This window comes from Streptomyces sp. NPDC107550, from assembly GCF_055639095.1.
This window is the reverse complement of record NZ_JBVKBC010000015.1, coordinates 78,937-94,113: the sequence shown is the minus strand read 5'-3', so window position 1 is coordinate 94,113 and position 15,177 is coordinate 78,937. Positions and strand designations below refer to the sequence as shown.

14 protein-coding genes are annotated in these 15,177 nt (G+C 73.1%); 10 read left to right on the top strand and 4 right to left on the bottom strand.

All coding sequences use genetic code 11. The features are described from left to right. The first annotated feature begins 21 nt into the window (after nucleotides 1-21). The 3 genes from ACZ7LY_RS20870 to ACZ7LY_RS20860 all read left to right on the top strand — a co-directional run bounded on the left by ACZ7LY_RS20870 (nucleotide 22) and on the right by ACZ7LY_RS20860 (nucleotide 3,693). Complete coding sequence (locus ACZ7LY_RS20870; RefSeq protein WP_471626129.1) at nucleotides 22-1,155, top strand: ABC transporter ATP-binding protein; 1,134 nt, start codon at nucleotides 22-24, stop codon at nucleotides 1,153-1,155. Nucleotides 1,156-1,613: 458 nt separating this feature from the next. Beyond that, on the top strand, nucleotides 1,614-3,011 hold the full coding sequence (locus ACZ7LY_RS20865; protein WP_471626128.1) for a M1 family metallopeptidase: 1,398 nt from the start codon (nucleotides 1,614-1,616) through the stop codon (nucleotides 3,009-3,011). A 10-nt stretch (nucleotides 3,012-3,021) separates the two neighbouring features. Beyond that, nucleotides 3,022-3,693: a trimeric intracellular cation channel family protein gene (locus tag ACZ7LY_RS20860; protein ID WP_471626127.1), complete on the top strand. Its 672-nt coding sequence runs from the start codon at nucleotides 3,022-3,024 to the stop codon at nucleotides 3,691-3,693. 45 nt (nucleotides 3,694-3,738) lie between these two features. Here ACZ7LY_RS20860 and ACZ7LY_RS20855 read toward each other — a convergent pair whose 3' ends face one another. Then, a complete protein-coding gene (locus ACZ7LY_RS20855) occupies nucleotides 3,739-4,149 on the bottom strand; it encodes a hypothetical protein (RefSeq protein ID WP_471626126.1) in 411 nt (136 codons plus the stop codon). Between the two features lie 182 nt (nucleotides 4,150-4,331). On the opposite strand from ACZ7LY_RS20855, the gene sigJ reads away from it, so the two are divergent. Both sigJ and ACZ7LY_RS20845 read left to right on the top strand, forming a co-directional pair. Beyond that, nucleotides 4,332-5,183 (top strand): RNA polymerase sigma factor SigJ, encoded by an 852-nt coding sequence (sigJ, locus tag ACZ7LY_RS20850; protein WP_471626191.1) that lies wholly within the window; start codon nucleotides 4,332-4,334, stop codon nucleotides 5,181-5,183. A 67-nt stretch (nucleotides 5,184-5,250) separates the two neighbouring features. Then, nucleotides 5,251-6,141, top strand: coding sequence for a thioesterase family protein (locus ACZ7LY_RS20845; protein WP_471626125.1), 891 nt, complete (start codon nucleotides 5,251-5,253; stop codon nucleotides 6,139-6,141). A gap of 509 nt (nucleotides 6,142-6,650) precedes the next feature. Here the strand turns inward: ACZ7LY_RS20845 and ACZ7LY_RS20840 are convergent. Together ACZ7LY_RS20840 and ACZ7LY_RS20835 are read right to left on the bottom strand one after the other, a co-directional pair. Then, nucleotides 6,651-7,553 (bottom strand): alpha/beta fold hydrolase, encoded by a 903-nt coding sequence (locus ACZ7LY_RS20840; RefSeq protein WP_471626124.1) that lies wholly within the window; start codon nucleotides 7,551-7,553, stop codon nucleotides 6,651-6,653. Nucleotides 7,554-7,574: 21 nt separating this feature from the next. Continuing rightward, nucleotides 7,575-8,198 (bottom strand): TetR family transcriptional regulator, encoded by a 624-nt coding sequence (locus ACZ7LY_RS20835; RefSeq protein WP_471626123.1) that lies wholly within the window; start codon nucleotides 8,196-8,198, stop codon nucleotides 7,575-7,577. Nucleotides 8,199-8,297: 99 nt separating this feature from the next. On the opposite strand from ACZ7LY_RS20835, the gene ACZ7LY_RS20830 reads away from it, so the two are divergent. Both ACZ7LY_RS20830 and ACZ7LY_RS20825 read left to right on the top strand, forming a co-directional pair. Beyond that, complete coding sequence (locus ACZ7LY_RS20830) at nucleotides 8,298-8,456, top strand: hypothetical protein (RefSeq protein ID WP_471626122.1); 159 nt, start codon at nucleotides 8,298-8,300, stop codon at nucleotides 8,454-8,456. A gap of 71 nt (nucleotides 8,457-8,527) precedes the next feature. Then, nucleotides 8,528-8,902: a hypothetical protein gene (locus ACZ7LY_RS20825; protein WP_471626121.1), complete on the top strand. Its 375-nt coding sequence runs from the start codon at nucleotides 8,528-8,530 to the stop codon at nucleotides 8,900-8,902. Between the two features lie 40 nt (nucleotides 8,903-8,942). Here ACZ7LY_RS20825 and xylB read toward each other — a convergent pair whose 3' ends face one another. Further along, nucleotides 8,943-10,460 (bottom strand): xylulokinase, encoded by a 1,518-nt coding sequence (gene xylB / locus ACZ7LY_RS20820; protein WP_471626120.1) that lies wholly within the window; start codon nucleotides 10,458-10,460, stop codon nucleotides 8,943-8,945. Nucleotides 10,461-10,728: 268 nt separating this feature from the next. On the opposite strand from xylB, the gene xylA reads away from it, so the two are divergent. From xylA to ACZ7LY_RS20805, 3 genes are all read left to right on the top strand, one after another. Beyond that, on the top strand, nucleotides 10,729-11,901 hold the full coding sequence (gene xylA / locus ACZ7LY_RS20815) for a xylose isomerase (protein ID WP_471626119.1): 1,173 nt from the start codon (nucleotides 10,729-10,731) through the stop codon (nucleotides 11,899-11,901). Nucleotides 11,902-12,319: 418 nt separating this feature from the next. Beyond that, complete coding sequence (locus ACZ7LY_RS20810) at nucleotides 12,320-13,195, top strand: peptidoglycan-binding domain-containing protein (RefSeq protein WP_471626118.1); 876 nt, start codon at nucleotides 12,320-12,322, stop codon at nucleotides 13,193-13,195. Nucleotides 13,196-13,484: 289 nt separating this feature from the next. Further along, nucleotides 13,485-14,888, top strand: a complete 1,404-nt coding sequence (locus ACZ7LY_RS20805) for a choice-of-anchor A family protein (RefSeq protein ID WP_471626117.1) — start codon at nucleotides 13,485-13,487, stop codon at nucleotides 14,886-14,888. The last annotated feature ends 289 nt before the right edge of the window (nucleotides 14,889-15,177 follow it).

The window sequence follows — 15,177 nt, the reverse complement described above, 5'->3', positions numbered from 1 at the left end:
GCCAAAGGACCCGAGACCGAGATGACGATCCCTCAGCAGGCGAAGGACACCCCGGCGACCTCGCCGGAGCCCGCCAAGGGCGAGCCGCTGCTCAAGGTGGACGGCCTCGTCAAGCACTTCCCCATCAAGAAGGGCCTGCTCAAGCGGCAGGTCGCCGCCGTGCAGGCCGTCGACGGGCTCACCTTCGACGTCCGCTCCGGTGAGACCCTCGGCGTCGTCGGCGAGTCCGGCTGCGGCAAGTCCACGATGGGCCGGCTCATCACGCGGCTGCTCGAACCGACCGGCGGGCGCGTCGAGTTCGAGGGCAAGGACATCACCCACCTGGGCACCGGCGCCATGCGGCCCTACCGGCGCGACGTCCAGATGATCTTCCAGGACCCGTACTCGTCGCTGAACCCGCGCCACAACATCGGCACGATCGTCGGCGCGCCGTTCCGGCTCCAGGGCGTCAAGCCCGAGGGCGGCGTCAAGAAGACCGTGCAGGAACTCCTGGAGCGGGTCGGGCTCAACCCCGAGCACTACAACCGCTACCCGCACGAGTTCTCCGGCGGCCAGCGCCAGCGCATCGGCATCGCCCGCGCGCTCGCCCTGCGGCCCAAGCTGGTCGTCGCCGACGAGCCCGTCTCCGCGCTCGACGTCTCCATCCAGGCGCAGGTCGTCAACCTCCTCGACGACCTCCAGGCCGAACTCGGCCTCACGTACGTGATCATCGCGCACGACCTGTCGGTCATCCGGCACGTCTCCGACCGGATCGCCGTGATGTACCTCGGCAAGATCGTCGAACTCGCCGACCGGGACGACCTGTACGCCACGCCCATGCACCCCTACACCAAGGCGCTGCTGTCGGCCGTGCCGGTGCCGGACCCGAAGCGGCGGGGGGCCAAGAGCGAGCGGATCCTGCTGCGCGGGGACGTTCCCTCGCCGATCGATCCGCCTGCCGGGTGCCGGTTCCATACGCGGTGCTGGAAGGCGACGGAGGTCTGCGCGACGAAGGAGCCTCCGCTGATTCAGCTTGGCGCTGGGCATCAGGTGGCTTGTCATCATCCCGAGAATGCGGTGGATCAGGAGCCGGGGGATACGAAGTTGTTGGCGGCGGCGAAGGAAGCGATAGACGTCGTAACAGTCCCGGCCCCCACGCCGGCTCCGGAAAACTAACGCCCCGCATTCGGCTGGGGCGGGGTCCCGGGGCGCGGGGTGCGTCGTGGCTGGCCGCGCAGTTCCCCGCGCCCCTGGCGGGGCGATCAGCACCGGTGCCCTGGGGGAGCCGCCCCCGCCTTGGGCAGTCTGCCGCCTGGGGCGGCACGGGTGGGCAAGGCGGCACCCAGCGCCGGGTGCGTTGATGTTGTGCGTTCAGTTCAGCCCGGTGGGGCTTCTCGCGCAGTTCCCCGCGCCCCTGAGGGGGCTGGCCTCAGCGCCCGCTCCCAGCCTCCGGCCCTGGCGGGCTGGCCTCGTCCTCAACTCCCAGCCCCTCCGGCGATTGAGGAGCGGGGGCTGGCCTCGGCGCCGGTTGGGCAATCTGGCCGGGATTGGGTGTGGGGGAGGCATGTACACGGCGGGAGCCAGACGGCAGAGTCTCCGTGTCCGAATCAGCGGAACCGCACGAAGGGACCCCGATGGCTCTCTCCCGTACGGCAAGACTGGCCGCCCTCACCCTGGCAGCCACCTCCTTCACCCTGATCGCCGCCGCCCCCGCCCCCACCCCCGGCACCGCCGGCATCGGCGACCCGTACTTCCCGACCCTCGGCAACGGCGGCTTCGACGTACGCCACTACGACCTCGACGTCGCGTACGACCCCGCCACCGCCCGCCTCGACGGACGTACGACCGTCACCGCCCGCGCCACGAAGGACCTGTCCTCCTTCGACCTGGACCTCCAGCAGCTCACCGTCACCCGCGTCGACGTGGACGGCAGACCCGCCGCGTTCACCCGCGACGGCGACGAGATCGTCATCACCCCGCGCTCGCCCCTGCGCAAGAACCGCGAGTTCACCGCCACCGTCACCTACGGCGGCGTGCCCCAGCCGCTCAGCGGGCCCATCGTGTTCGGCTCCAGCTACGGCTGGATGAAGACCGACGACGGCGTGTTCGTGGCCTGCGAGCCGAACGCCGCGTCCACCTGGTTCCCCTCCAGCGACCACCCCTCCGACAAGGCCACGTACGACATACGCATCAAGGCCCCCACGGGCCTCACCGGTGTCTCCAACGGCCGGCTCGTCGGCACGTCCCGTTCCAAGGACGGCGCCACGACCGTCCACCACTGGCGCGAGTCGAAGCCCATGGCGAGCTATCTGGCGACCGCCACCATCGGCAAGTTCGACGTGAAGACCGGCCGCACCCCCGCCGGCACGCCCGTCTACGTCGCCATCGACCCCGTACTGGCGAACAGCAACAGCGTCGACGTGTACGCGGTGACCGCCGAGGCCACCGACTACTGGTCCGGTGTGTTCGGCCCGTACCCCTTCGAGGAGACCGGCGCGATCGTCGACGACATGCCCGAGGCCGGGTTCTCGCTGGAGACCCAGTCCAAGCCGATCTACTCCGCCGTCCGCTCCGAGTCGACCATCGTGCACGAACTGGCCCACCAGTGGTTCGGCGACGCCGTCTCCGTCGACCAGTGGAAGGACGTCTGGCTGAACGAGGGCTTCGCCACCTACGCCCAGTGGCTGTGGGCGGAGCACAAGGGCGTCCGCTCGGCGCACGACTCGTTCCGCGCCGCCTACGACTCCCGCCCGGCCACCTCCCCGTTCTGGGACATCGTCGTTGCGGACCCGCAGCGCGACACCATGTTCGCGTCGGCCGTCTACCAGCGCGGCGCGATGACGCTCCAGAGCCTGCGCGAGCGCATCGGCGAACGCGCCTTCTTCCGCCTGCTCCCGGCGTGGACCAGGCTCCACCGGTACGGCAACGCCGACACCGCCGACTTCCAGCGCCTCGCCGAGAAGGTCTCGGGACAGGACCTCGACGACCTCTTCACGACCTGGCTGCACAAGGCGGGCAAACCCGCCCTGTAACAATCGTCGGGTGATCCAGGAACTGTTCACGCCCTCCGTCCAGCATTCGCTCGACCTCGTCGGCATCTTCGTCTTCGCCATCTCCGGTGCCCTCATGGCCGTGCGCAAGAACTGGGACGTCTTCGGCATCGCCGCGCTGGCCGAGGCCACCGCGCTGGGCGGAGGGCTGTTCCGTGACGTCGTCATCGGCGCGGTCCCCCCGGCCGCCTTCACCGATCTCGGCTACTTCGTGACCCCGCTGTTCGCGGCGGCCCTGGTGTTCTTCCTGCACCCGGAGGTCGAACGCACCCAGACCGCCGTCAACGTCTTCGACGCGGCCGGCCTCGGCCTGTTCTGCGTCACCGGCACGACCAAGGCGTACGCCCACGGGCTCGGCCTCACCGCGTCCGCCGCGCTCGGCGTCGCCACGGCGGTCGGCGGCGGCGTCGCCCGCGACATCATCGCCAACGAGGTGCCCTCCCTGGTCCGCTGGGACCGCGACCTGTACGCGGTGCCCGCCATGGTCGGCGCGGTCATCGTCGTCGTGTGCATCCGCCTCGACACGCTCGACGCGTTCACCAGCGGTATCGCGGTCCTGACCGCGTTCGTGCTGCGGCTGCTCGCCATGCGCTACCACTGGCGGGCCCCGCGCGCCTGGAACCGCCGCTCGGCCGCCGTCGAGGTCACCGACGAGACCCCGTAGACCCCGTAGACCCCGTAGATCCGTAGAGCTGTGGGTGCGGTCCATTCAGGCCCGGCGGCCCGCCGGCAGCGACCGCGCGAGCAGCAGCACGCTCAGCCCGAACATGAGCACGCCCAGCGGGACGTGCGCCGCCGGGACGTGCGCGATGCCGAGGACGACCTGCGCCGAGGCGAGGGCCAGGAACCCGGCCGCGTACGCGATCGGCCGCGCCGGGCCCCCGCCCGGCCGCCAGGCGAGCACGGCCGCGACGACGTACAGCATCGACGCGGCGTACATCACGCGCGCGCCGATCCCGTGCAGCGTCTCGCCGCCCGCTCCCGACAGCAGCAGCCCGGCGGTGACGGCCTGCGCGAAGACCGTCACCGCCTGGAGGGCGAGCGCGACGCGCAGGAACAGCGTGGTGCGCGGCGTGGCGGCGGTGGGCGCGGTGGCGGTGGGCGTGGTGGTGACGGTCATGGTGAAGACCCCTGTTCTGCCTGGCGGCGTGATCGATAGGCTCGCTCGACCTGTCGACGACACAGCCCCGCGAAATGTGAGGCGGCGTGCGCGGCGGGCGCCGGGGGAGGGCGGGGGCTGTGGCGGGGGACAGGGCGGATACGGGATCGGACGCGCTGGTCGCGGGGGAGCGGCGGCGCCTGATGGACGTGGCGTACCGGCTGCTCGGCTCGCTCGCCGAGGCGGAGGACGCCGTCCAGGAGACCTACGCCCGCTGGTACGCGCTGGAGCCCGCGCGCCGCGCCGCCGTCCGCAACCCCGGCGCCTGGCTGACGACCGTCGCCGGCCGTATCTGCCTCGACGTGCTCACCTCTGCGCGGGTGCGGCGCGAGCGGTACGTGGGGGCCTGGCTGCCCGAGCCGCTGCCGCGCCCGGTGCCCGCGCCCGGGCCTGCGGGCGCGGGGGCCGACCCCGCCGAACTGGTCACCCAGGATGAGACCGTGAGCATGGCGTTCCTCGTCGTCCTGGAGGCGATGACCCCGGCCGAGCGCGTCGCGTTCATCCTGCACGACGTCTTCGGCTACCCCTTCGCCGAGATCGCCGAGGCGGTCGGCCGCTCGCCCGCCGCGTGCCGTCAGCTTGCCTCGTCCGCCCGGCGCCGGGTGCGCGCCGCGGGGGCGCCGCAGCCGCCGGGGGCACAGGAGGCGGCGCGGGTACGGGAGTTCAAGCGGGCCTGGGAGGCGCGGGACATCCGGTCGCTGGTCGGGCTGCTCGACCCGGACGCGGTGCTGGTCGCGGACGGCGGCGGGCTCGTCGGCGCGGCGCCCCGGCCGGTCGTGGGCGGGGAGCATATCGCCCGGCTGCTGGTGGGCATGGCCGAGAAGGCGCCGGGCACGACCCTGCTCGAGCGGGAGGTCAACGGGCGGCCCGGGCTCGTCGGCGTGCGCGAGGGGCGGGCCGTGACCGTGGCGGCCCTCGCGTACGCCGGCGGGCGCGTCACCCGTATCTGGGCGGTCCGCAACCCGGAGAAGCTGGGGCCGTGGGCGGCGGTGTGAGGCGTCCGCAGGCGGCCGGTCCGCTGGAAAGCTACCGCTTAGTAGTCTCGTGTTGTACGTTTCCGGTATGGCAGACGCAGTTTCGACGCAGGACCGTGCGGCGCGCATCGGCGACAGCGAGTTCGACCGGGACACCGCCGTCACCGCGCGCGCGGACGAGCCCGGGGTCTACGACATCGACCTCTCCCCGGGCTGGACCATCATCAACGCCGTCAACGGCGGCTACCTCCTCGCCGTGCTCGGCCGCGCCCTCGGGGACGCGCTGCCGCACCCGGACCCGTTCACGATCACCGCGCACTATCTGACGGCGTCCACGCCAGGACCGGCCGTCGTCCGCACCGACCTCGTCCGCGCCGGGCGCACGCTCTCCACCGGGCAGGCGTCCCTGTTCCAGTACGGGGAGGACGGCTCGGAGATCGAACGCATCCGGGTCCTCGCCTCCTACGGCGACCTCGACGCGCTCCCCGACGACGTACGCACCAGCGCGAAGCCGCCGGCGTTCCCGCCGATCGAGCAGTGCTTCGGTGCGGGGGACGCGCCCGAGGGGGCGCCGGCCGTGCCCGGGTCCTCGGCGATCACCGAACGGCTGGCGCTGAAGCTCGACCCCGCGACGCTCGGGTGGGCGCTGGGCGCGCCGTCCGGCAAGGGGGAGATGCGGGCGTGGTTCGGGCTCGCGGACGGGCGGGAACCGGATGCGCTGGCGCTCTTGCTGGCGGTGGACGCGTTGCCGCCCACGGCGTTCGAGATGGGGCTCATGGGGTGGGTGCCTACGGTCGAACTGACTGTTCATGTGCGGTGCCGGCCTGCGCCGGGGGCTTTGCGGGTCGCTGTGCGGACGCGGAATCTCGCGGGTGGGTTCCTTGAGGAGGACGCGGAGGTGTGGGACTCCGCGGACCGCCTGGTAGCCCAGTCCCGCCAACTGGCCCGCCCCCGCGTCCCGACTGAGTCCCGCCCCTGACGTCCCCCGGGCTGAGGCCAGCCCCCCCGCGTCCCTGTCGGGGCGGTCCTGTGCGTGGTTCACCTGTGGCCCGGTGGGTGGCTGATCGCGCAGTTCCCCGCGCCCCTGACGGGGCGGACCTGGTGCGTGGTCACCTGCGGGTGGGTGGTGGCTGGTCGCGCAGTTCCCCGCGCCCCTTCGGGGCACGACCGTGCGTGGTCGTCCTCCGGCCGGTGGGGCTTCTCGCGCAGTTCCCCGCGCCCCTGAAGCATGCACTTCGTGCAGCTTCCCCCAGAGGGAAGCGGGGCTCCGCCCCAGCTCCCCAGCGGGAGGGTGCGACGCAGTCGCCCCTCCAGGGGCGCGGGGAACTGCGCGCTCAGCCACGACGAAAGTCGAGGAAACCCACCGGCCGGAGCCACCCACCCACCCAGGGGCGCGGGGAACTGCGCGACCAGCCATGACGCGAGTCGAGGATTCCCACCGGCCGGAGCCACCCACCCGCTCACCCAGAGGCGCGGGGAAGTGCGTGGTCAGCCGCGATGAGAAGGGCCCGGGGTCGAGAGGAAGGCGGTCAGGGCGGACGCCAGTTCCGCCGGCGCGTCCTCCTGGACGAGATGCCCCGCCCCGGCGATGACCGAAAGCCCCGCCCCCGGCATCCGCCCCACCAACTCCCGCCCCCGCGCCAACGGCACCCACGTATCCTCCGCACCCCACCACACCCCCACCGGCACCCCCAACTCCCCGTACCGCCCCTGGATGTCATCCGTGAACCGCTGATCGTTCTGCTCGATCTGCCGATAGAACGCCGCCTGCCCCCGCTCCCCGAGCCACGGCTCCACCAACCGCGCCAGCGTCCCCGGACGCAACCCCCGATGGCTGGCGGAACCGACGTACTCCCGTACGAGCGCCTCATGCAGCGCCCCCGGCAACTGCCGGAACACGTCCCCGTGCCGGGCGAACAGCCGATACGTGGGCGACCCCCAGGGCGAGAGCGCGACGGGATCGACGAGGGCGAGCCGCTCGTAGGCCGCGCCGTGCACGAGATGGGCGCGCAGCGCGACGCACCCCCCGAAGCCGTGCGCGACGACGGCCGGCCCGGGCCCCTCTGACAGCCCCCAGTGGGTGAGGAGTTCCGTCATGACGCGGGCCTGCGCGTCGAGCGTGACGTCCTGCCCCTCGAACATCGCGGAGCGCCCGTACCCCGGCAGGTCCCACACGTACACCCGGCGCTCCGCCGCGAGCGCCCGCGCGACCCCGCGCCAGACGTACGAGGAGAACGGCGTGCCGTGGACGAGGACGACGGGCGGCGCGTCCACCGGCCCGAGCGCGGCCCAGCGCACCTCGCCGGAGGCGGTCGTCGTGACGCGGTCGAGCACCCACTCCCCGGCGCCGGCGTCGGTGGGGGCCGAGGGCATGTCCGTACCGTATGTCATGACCGTAAGGCTAGTTGCTCCTTACGTATCGAGCCAGTGCCGACGCCCGACGTGGACGAGCCGGAGCTGGCGTTCCGCCCGGCGCGCGGCGGGCCCGAACTCCTCGGCGGGCGTGGTCAGCAGCACCGACGCCGTGCTCACCATGTGGTCCACGTACAACCCCGCCAGCATCAGCAGATCCTCGGCGCTCCAGCCCGCCGACTCGGGGTCCCGCTCCAGCGCCCGCGCGACCTCCCGCGCGAACCGGTCGAGCTGCGCGCCGATCTCGTCCCTGACCGCCCGCACCCCGCCGTGCCGTTCACGCGCGATGAACCGGACGTGCGCGGGCCGCTCCCGCACGTACGCGGCGATCAACTCGACGGTGCGCGCGATGCGTTCGTCGCTGTCCCAGGTGCCCGTGAGGACGGCCGAGACCACCGCGTGCAGGCTGTCGAGCGCCTCCTCGACGAGCGCCACGCCGAGGTCGGCGACCGAGTCGAAGTGGCGGTAGAACGCGGTCGGCGTCACCCCCGCCGCGCGCGTCACCTCCCGCAGCCCGAGCCCGCCGAGGCTCTGCTCCGCCAGCAGTTCGAGGGCCGCGTCGAGCAGGGCCCGCCGGGTCTTCAACTTCTGGGCCTGCCGGGTGCCGAGGGTGGTGTGACTCATGTCATCCAGTTAACAACTGTTCTCTGGAATCGGAAAGTCCCGCACCGCGCTAGACTGAGAAGTCAGTGAACAGTTGTAACCCAACCTGAGAGGTTCCCCATGCTGTTCCTCGTCGCGGCCCTCCTGCTTCTGGGCTTCGCACTCGGCACCGTGGCGCACGCGCCGGTGTCCTTCACGCTGGTCGCCGCCGCCGTCATCGGCGTCTGGCTGGCCGTCTTCGCGGTGCGTGAGCGTCACGCCCGCCGCCACCAGCACTGAGCTGAGCAGTCAGTACCGCGCTGAACCGTCGGCGCCGAGCTGAACCACCAGCCAACCAGGGGGTATTCATCATGCGACTCACCGCAGAACCCGACACCGACCGGACGGCCGTCGCCCCTGCCGGCACCCCGTCCGCGCACCGGCTCGCCGCCGAGGCCCAGGCTCCGGAGCGGGCGGCCGCCCCGGACCGGGAGCCGGCGCCGCGCGGGCGCCGCGACACCGACGGCATGGCCGTCGCCTCGTTCGTCCTCGGCCTCGTCGGCCTGCTCGTCCTGAACGTCTTCCTCGGCCCGATCGCCATCGTGCTCGCCGGGCTCGCCCTGTGGCGCGGCACCGCGCGCCGCGGCCGCGCCCTGCTCGGCCTCGGCCTCGGCATCGCCGACCTCGTCGTGCTGGCCGCGCTGATCGCCGTCGACGGCACCATGTCGTGGAGCATCACGGGCTGACCGCACGGCACTTCACGCCGAAGCGGAGCCAAGTCGCCCGTCAGGTGCGGGAGTCGGCGGCGAAGAGCGCGGGGGCGGCGGCCGTGAGCGTCGACTCGATCCGCTGCCAGGTCGTCAGATCCCGTTCCAACGGCGGCAGTTCGCGGCCCGTCCCGGCGCCCCACGCGGTGGCGAGCGCCACCGGGTCCTCGCCGGTCGCGGCCGACGCGGCGAGCGCGGCGGCGCCCAGCGCCACCAGCTCCCGCGTCGCCGGGAGCACGACCGGCCGCCCGGAGAGCCGCCGTACCGTCTCCACCCACGCCCGGCCCTGCGCGCCACCGCCCACCAGGCGCAGCGGCACCGGCTGGGCCGGGTCGGCGCCGCATGCGGCCAGGAGCCCGTCCAGCGCGCGCAGCACCGTGAACGCGGCACCCTCGTAGGCCGCCCCGAGGATCTGCTCGGGGCTCGTCGCGTGCCGCAGGCCCGTCAACAGGCCCGTGGCGGACGGAAGATCGGGCGTCCGCTCGCCGTCCAGGTAGGGCAGCACCACCACCTCGCCACCGGGCGCGCACCGCTCCCTGTCCAGGCCGAGCAGCACGGCGACCTTGTCCACGGCGAGCGTGCAGTTGAGGGTGCAGCCGAGCGGCAGGTACGTACCGTCGGCCGCCGCGAACCCGGCCAGTTCCGCCACCGCGGGCCGCGTCCGGGTCGCCGCGAACACCGTGCCCGAGGTGCCGAGGCTGACCACCGGATGATCGAGCAGCCCGGCGCCGCCGAGTCCGAGCCCCACCGCCGCCGCCATGTTGTCCCCGGTGCCCGCGGCCACCGGCACGCCCGCGGGCAGCCCGAGCGCGTCCGCCGCGGCCGGCGTGAGCAGCCCCGCGCGGGCCCCGCCGCCGGACGCGACCGCGGGCAGCAAGTCGGCGTCCACACCCGTGAGTTCGAGCAGTACGGGATCGTAGGCGCCGTCCGCCGTCGAGTACCACAGGGTGCCCGACGCGTCGCCGGGGTCGGTGACGGCGGCGCCGCACAGCCGCTCGGTGAGGAAGTCGTGGGGGAGTCTGATCCTGGCGGCGGCCTCGGCGGCGCGTGGCTCGTTCTCGCACAGCCACCGCCACTTCGCCGCCGTCATCGACGCCACCGGCAGGGATCCCGCCCGGGCCAGCCAGCCGTCCGCGCCGAGCGCCTCGCCCAGCGCGCGGGCCTGCGGCGCGGACCGCGTGTCGTTCCACAGCAGGGCGTCGCGCAGCGGGCGGCCCGCCGCGTCCAGGACGACCAGGCCGTGCTGCTGTCCGGCGACCGCGATCCCGGCGACGTCACCGCCCCGGGCGCCCGCCGCGCGCAGTCCGTCCGCGACGGCCGCAGCGAGCGCCCGCCACCACTGCTCGGGGTCGGACTCGCGGGCGCCGCCCGTGCCGGTGACGGTGTGCGGGGCGCGCCCGAGACCGAGCAGGGCGCCGCTCGCCGCGTCGACGACGGCTGCCTTCGTGGACTGCGTGGAGCTGTCCACGCCGATCACCACGGGTGTGCGTGCCGGGCCCTGGCCGGGGCCGGTGCCCTGCTCGGGGCTGCGCGCCATCGCGTACCTCCGGGAGTTCGACGGGCTTGCGGCCCGTACACGGGGATGCCGATTTTGATCGTACACACAACAAATCGCGTCGTCGGGGGGTGTCGTGGCGGCCGGGATCGCGGCACAGTCGGGGGGTGGGGCGCTGGCGGCAGGGTCTGGAGGGTGTCGACTCGTGCGGATCGTCGCGCGCCGGGACGGCAGGAGCTCTGGCGCGGAGAGGCAGTCTTGACGTATTAGTAATGCCAGAAAACAAATTCGCTGCGACGAAGGGGCGACCATGACGGACCGCTTCACCCCCACCCCCGAGGACAGGTTCACGTTCGGTCTGTGGACGGTCGGCTGGCAGGGCGTCGACCCGTTCGGCACCGCCACCCGGCCCGCCCTCGACCCCGTCGAGTCGGTGCACCGGCTCGCGGAGCTGGGCGCGCACGGCGTGACCTTCCACGACGACGACCTCATCCCGTTCGGCTCGTCCGACGCCGAACGCGACGCCCTCGTCAAGCGGTTCCGCGCCGCGCTCGACGCCGCCGGCCTCAAGGTCCCGATGGCCACCACGAACCTCTTCACCCACCCCGTCTTCAAGGACGGCGGCTTCACCTCCAACGACCGCGACGTACGCCGCTTCGCGCTGCGCAAGGTCATCCGCAACATCGACCTCGCCGCCGAACTCGGCGCCACCACCTACGTCGCCTGGGGCGGGCGCGAGGGCGCCGAGTCCGGCGGCGCCAAGGACGTACGCGCCGCGCTCGACCGGATGAAGGAAGCGTTCGACCTGCTCGGCGAGTACGTCACGCGGCAGGGCTACGACATGCGCTTCGCCATCGAGCCCAAGCCCAACGAGCCGCGCGGCGACATCCTCCTGCCCACCGTCGGCCACGCCCTCGCCTTCATCGAGCGCCTGGAGCGCCCCGAGCTGTACGGGGTCAACCCCGAGGTCGGCCACGAGCAGATGGCCGGCCTCAACTTCCCGCACGGCATCGCGCAGGCGCTGTGGGCGGGCAAGCTCTACCACATCGACCTCAACGGCCAGTCCGGCATCAAGTACGACCAGGACTTCCGCTTCGGCGCGGGCGATCTGCGCCAGGCGTTCTGGCTCGTGGACCTGCTGGAGAGCGCCGGATACGGGGGCCCGCGCCACTTCGACTTCAAGCCGGTGCGCACGGACGGCTTCGACGGGGTGTGGGAGTCGGCGAAGAACTGCATGCGCAACTACCTGATCCTGAAGGAGCGTTCGGCCGACTTCCGCGCCGACCCGGCCGTCCAGGAGGCGCTGACCGCCTCCCGGCTCGACGAGCTGGCCCGCCCGACCGCCGACGACGGCCTCGACGGGCTGCTCGCCGACCGGGGCGCGTATGAGGAGTTCGACGTCACCGCCGCCGCCGAACGCTCCATGTCCTTCGAGCGGCTCGACCAACTGGCCCTGGAACACCTGCTGGGGCTCGCGGGCTGAGCTGTCCCTCCGTGCACGGTGCCCTCGGTGTGCCGGGTGCCCTTCGGGGTGCCCGGCACGCTCCTTGTGCGCTTCTTTTTGTGATCCGGGTCACAGTTAAAGTCCCCTTAAGGCGCGAGATCATCATGTGTCCGCTTTCGCGCCTGTTGTGGCAGTTGACTCCCGGTTTTCGCCTCGGCCAAGATCCACCCATCTTGATTCCCCCCTCACTTTCCGGAAACCCGCGTTCCTGACCAGAGCGCGTGGTTTGCGGCTCGCCCCCACACGTCGCCCGGGAAAGCGGCGTCGGGCGGGCCGGCCGTGCAGTCTTCTGAGGAGTTAGATAAGAGTGGGATCCCAGCCCTGCTGCGATTGCGGATTCACCCATGAGACCCTTCCGGGTCACGCTCCGGCCTGCCCTGCCCGTATACCCGGCGGCGTGTTCGGAAAGGTGACGGCGGAACCCGTCGACCAACGGGGGCCGCGGGAACAGGATCTGGACCTCTTCGACTCCACCGTGCGTCTGCCCGCCGTCCCGGGCGGCCCCGCCCCCGAGCGGCCCGGCGCCGCCCGGCACGCCGGACACGGCAGGCGCCGCCCCCGCCCGCACGCCCGCGCCCGCCGGGCGAAGGACCCGCACGCGGCGCCCGCGCCCCTGCCTGACCCGGCCCCCGGCCCCGTCGAGCGGGCCGCCGGCAGGCGCCGTGACCAGGCCGCCCGCCCCACCCGGTTCGTCCTCGGCCTCACGCTCCTGGCCGGTGTCGGCGCCGCGCTCACCATCTTCCTGGTGACCGGCGCCCCGCCGCAGCAGCAGGCCGTGGCCCAGCCCCGTACGCCACCTCTCCTGCCCGCAGGACCCAGCGCCGAGCCCGGTGCCGACGCCTCGCCCTCCGCGCCGGCGGACCCCACACCGTCCGGCACGGCGACCGCCTCCACCCGGGCCCCGGCGAGCACGTCCGCCCCGGCGACCGCCTCCGCGTCCGCCACGGCCGCCGCGTCCGCCACCGCCTCCGCGCCGCCCACCGAGGGATCGCGGCTGCACCCCGACGGCCGGCCCTCCCACCGCCGCCCCGGGCGCGACGACCACCCGCACGGGCCGCAGGGCACCCTCCGGGCCGGCGACCGGGGGCCCGGGGTCGCCGACCTCCAGCGGCGGATGCAGGACCTCGGCCTGTATCTCGGCTCCGCCGACGGCTACTTCGACGCCTCGCTCGAAACCGCCGTACGCCGCTTCCAGGTCGCCCGCAACATTCCCCAGGAGGACGGCGCGTACGGGCCGCTGACCCGAGCGGTACTCCTCGCGGAAACGAGCTGACGGCCGGGCCCGCGCCCTTCACGGTTGTGGGCCGGGGCCCGAAGTCCCTTTCCTTGTAATCCGCGTTTCGCACGCTGAACGCTTGACTCCGAACGCGCCTTACGTGGCGGGCTATTCCGGCCTGCCTGAAAAGTCGCGCTCCGATTTCTTTCCGTCCGGCCCGCCGATCTCCGGTTCGCCGAATTCAGGTTCGCCGTATTCCGTCCGGGCGTTTTCCCGGGTGCGGCACTGACCAGCCGCGCCCACACCCGCACCCCGTCACTCCCAGCCGCACCTAGGAAAAGAAGAAATGAAGCAGAGAGCCTTCCGCAGCAGCACCCCCTACCGGGCCATCGGCGCCGTCTCCCTCGGCCTCGCCCTCGGCGTCTGCGGCACCGGCGTGGCCCACGCCGCGCCCGCCACCGGTCCCTCCGCCTCCTGCCCCGCCGATGGCGAGGCCCCGGGCATCGGCCACGACCCCCGCTTCACCGACAACAACGTCGCCCTCTACGCCGGTGGCGACTACACCGTCGACGGCGGCTCCGCCGAGGCCGAAGGACTCCTCGTCGTGAAGGGCGACGCGACGTTCGCCAAGAACGGCGGCGGCATCTTCAACGTCGGCCGCGTCGGCGCCGGTTCGGGCATCCTGCCGACCTCCGGCTCGCCCATGCTCACGGTCGGCGGCGACCTGACCATCGCTGACGGCACCACCGTCGACGTCGGCCACGGACTCACGCAGGGGCCCGGTTACGGCGGTGCCGTGCGCGCCGGCGGGAAGATCGACGAGAAGGGCACCCTGGAGACCAACGGCGGCTCCCGCTCCTCCGGCGCCGGTGTGCGGGCCGCGCTCACCCCGTACGAGGACTTCGGCTCGACCCTCACCGACGCCTCCGCCTCCCTCGGCGCCCGCAAGGCCACGGGGACCGCCGAACGCTCCGGCGACACCGTCACCTTCACCGGCAAGGGTGACGCCGCGCTCCAGGTCTTCGACATCGATGCCAAGCAGCTCGACGGCGCCTCCACGTTCGACTTCCGCGCCATCCCCGGCAAGGCGTCCGTCGTCGTCAACGTCACCGGCGGGCAGAAGGTCTCCATCGCCCCGATGAGCGTCGGCTACAACGGCAAGCGCGCCGACACCTACGACTCGCCCGTCTTCGGCGAAGCCGCCTCCCGCGTCCTCTACAACTTCGAGAAGACCAGCGACCTCACGCTCTCCGGCGGCGGCAACTTCATGGGCTCCGTCCTCGCGCCCAACGCCTCCGCCGACCTCACCGCCAGCACCAACGGGCGCGTCTACGTCGGCCATGACGTGCGGATGCACGGCACGGGGAACGAGACCCACAACTACCCCTGGACCGGCCCCGGTTCCTTCACCTGCAAGCCGACTCCGGACCAGCCCGTGAAGCCCGGCAAGCCGGAGCAGCCGGGTACGCCCGCGGCCAGTACGCCGGCGACGGCCACGGGGACGCCTTCCAGCGGGGAGTCGGCGCCGGCCGCGACGCCTTCCGCCTCCGCGTCGAAGGGGGCGAGCCCGCGGCCTTCCGGTACGGGGGGTGCGGCGACGCCGGACGTCTCCGCGAGCCCTGCCGGGGGCGGGGGTGGCGGTCCGCTGGCGCAGACCGGGGCGCAGGTGACGATGTACGCCGTCGGGGCGGTGGTGCTGGCCGCGGCGGGCTGGGGCTTCCTGGCCTACTCCCGCCGCCGCCGCGCCTGACCCCTGGCGGGGGGCTCGGGGTTCATCGCTGGTCGGGGTCGACCCGGGGTGCCGTGGCCGGCGGGTTCTTCGTCTGTCGGCCCGTCGTGGCTGGTCGCGCAGTTCCCCGCGCCCCTGAGGGAGCGGGGCTTCGCCCCAGCTCCCCCGGGGAGGAGGTGGCGACGCAGTCGCCCCTCCAGGGGCGCGGGGAACTGCGCGAGAAGCCCCACCCACCCGCAGACAACCACGCACGGCAGTGCCCCGTCAGGGGCGCGGGGAACTGCGCGGGCAACCACGACGCACCCGCACG

What these genes read in the sequence shown, in the direction of transcription:
- ACZ7LY_RS20870 (WP_471626129.1), top strand. Translation starts at nt 22, where the DNA reads ATGACGATCCCTCAGCAGGCGAAGGACACCCCGGCGACCTCGCCGGAG.
- ACZ7LY_RS20865 (WP_471626128.1), top strand. Translation starts at nt 1,614, where the DNA reads ATGGCTCTCTCCCGTACGGCAAGACTGGCCGCCCTCACCCTGGCAGCC.
- ACZ7LY_RS20855 (WP_471626126.1), bottom strand. Translation starts at nt 4,149, where the DNA reads ATGACCGTCACCACCACGCCCACCGCCACCGCGCCCACCGCCGCCACG.
- sigJ (WP_471626191.1), top strand. Translation starts at nt 4,332, where the DNA reads ATGGACGTGGCGTACCGGCTGCTCGGCTCGCTCGCCGAGGCGGAGGAC.
- ACZ7LY_RS20845 (WP_471626125.1), top strand. Translation starts at nt 5,251, where the DNA reads ATGGCAGACGCAGTTTCGACGCAGGACCGTGCGGCGCGCATCGGCGAC.
- ACZ7LY_RS20840 (WP_471626124.1), bottom strand. Translation starts at nt 7,553, where the DNA reads ATGACATACGGTACGGACATGCCCTCGGCCCCCACCGACGCCGGCGCC.
- ACZ7LY_RS20835 (WP_471626123.1), bottom strand. Translation starts at nt 8,198, where the DNA reads ATGAGTCACACCACCCTCGGCACCCGGCAGGCCCAGAAGTTGAAGACC.
- ACZ7LY_RS20830 (WP_471626122.1), top strand. Translation starts at nt 8,298, where the DNA reads ATGCTGTTCCTCGTCGCGGCCCTCCTGCTTCTGGGCTTCGCACTCGGC.
- ACZ7LY_RS20825 (WP_471626121.1), top strand. Translation starts at nt 8,528, where the DNA reads ATGCGACTCACCGCAGAACCCGACACCGACCGGACGGCCGTCGCCCCT.
- xylB (WP_471626120.1), bottom strand. Translation starts at nt 10,460, where the DNA reads ATGGCGCGCAGCCCCGAGCAGGGCACCGGCCCCGGCCAGGGCCCGGCA.
- xylA (WP_471626119.1), top strand. Translation starts at nt 10,729, where the DNA reads ATGACGGACCGCTTCACCCCCACCCCCGAGGACAGGTTCACGTTCGGT.
- ACZ7LY_RS20805 (WP_471626117.1), top strand. Translation starts at nt 13,485, where the DNA reads ATGAAGCAGAGAGCCTTCCGCAGCAGCACCCCCTACCGGGCCATCGGC.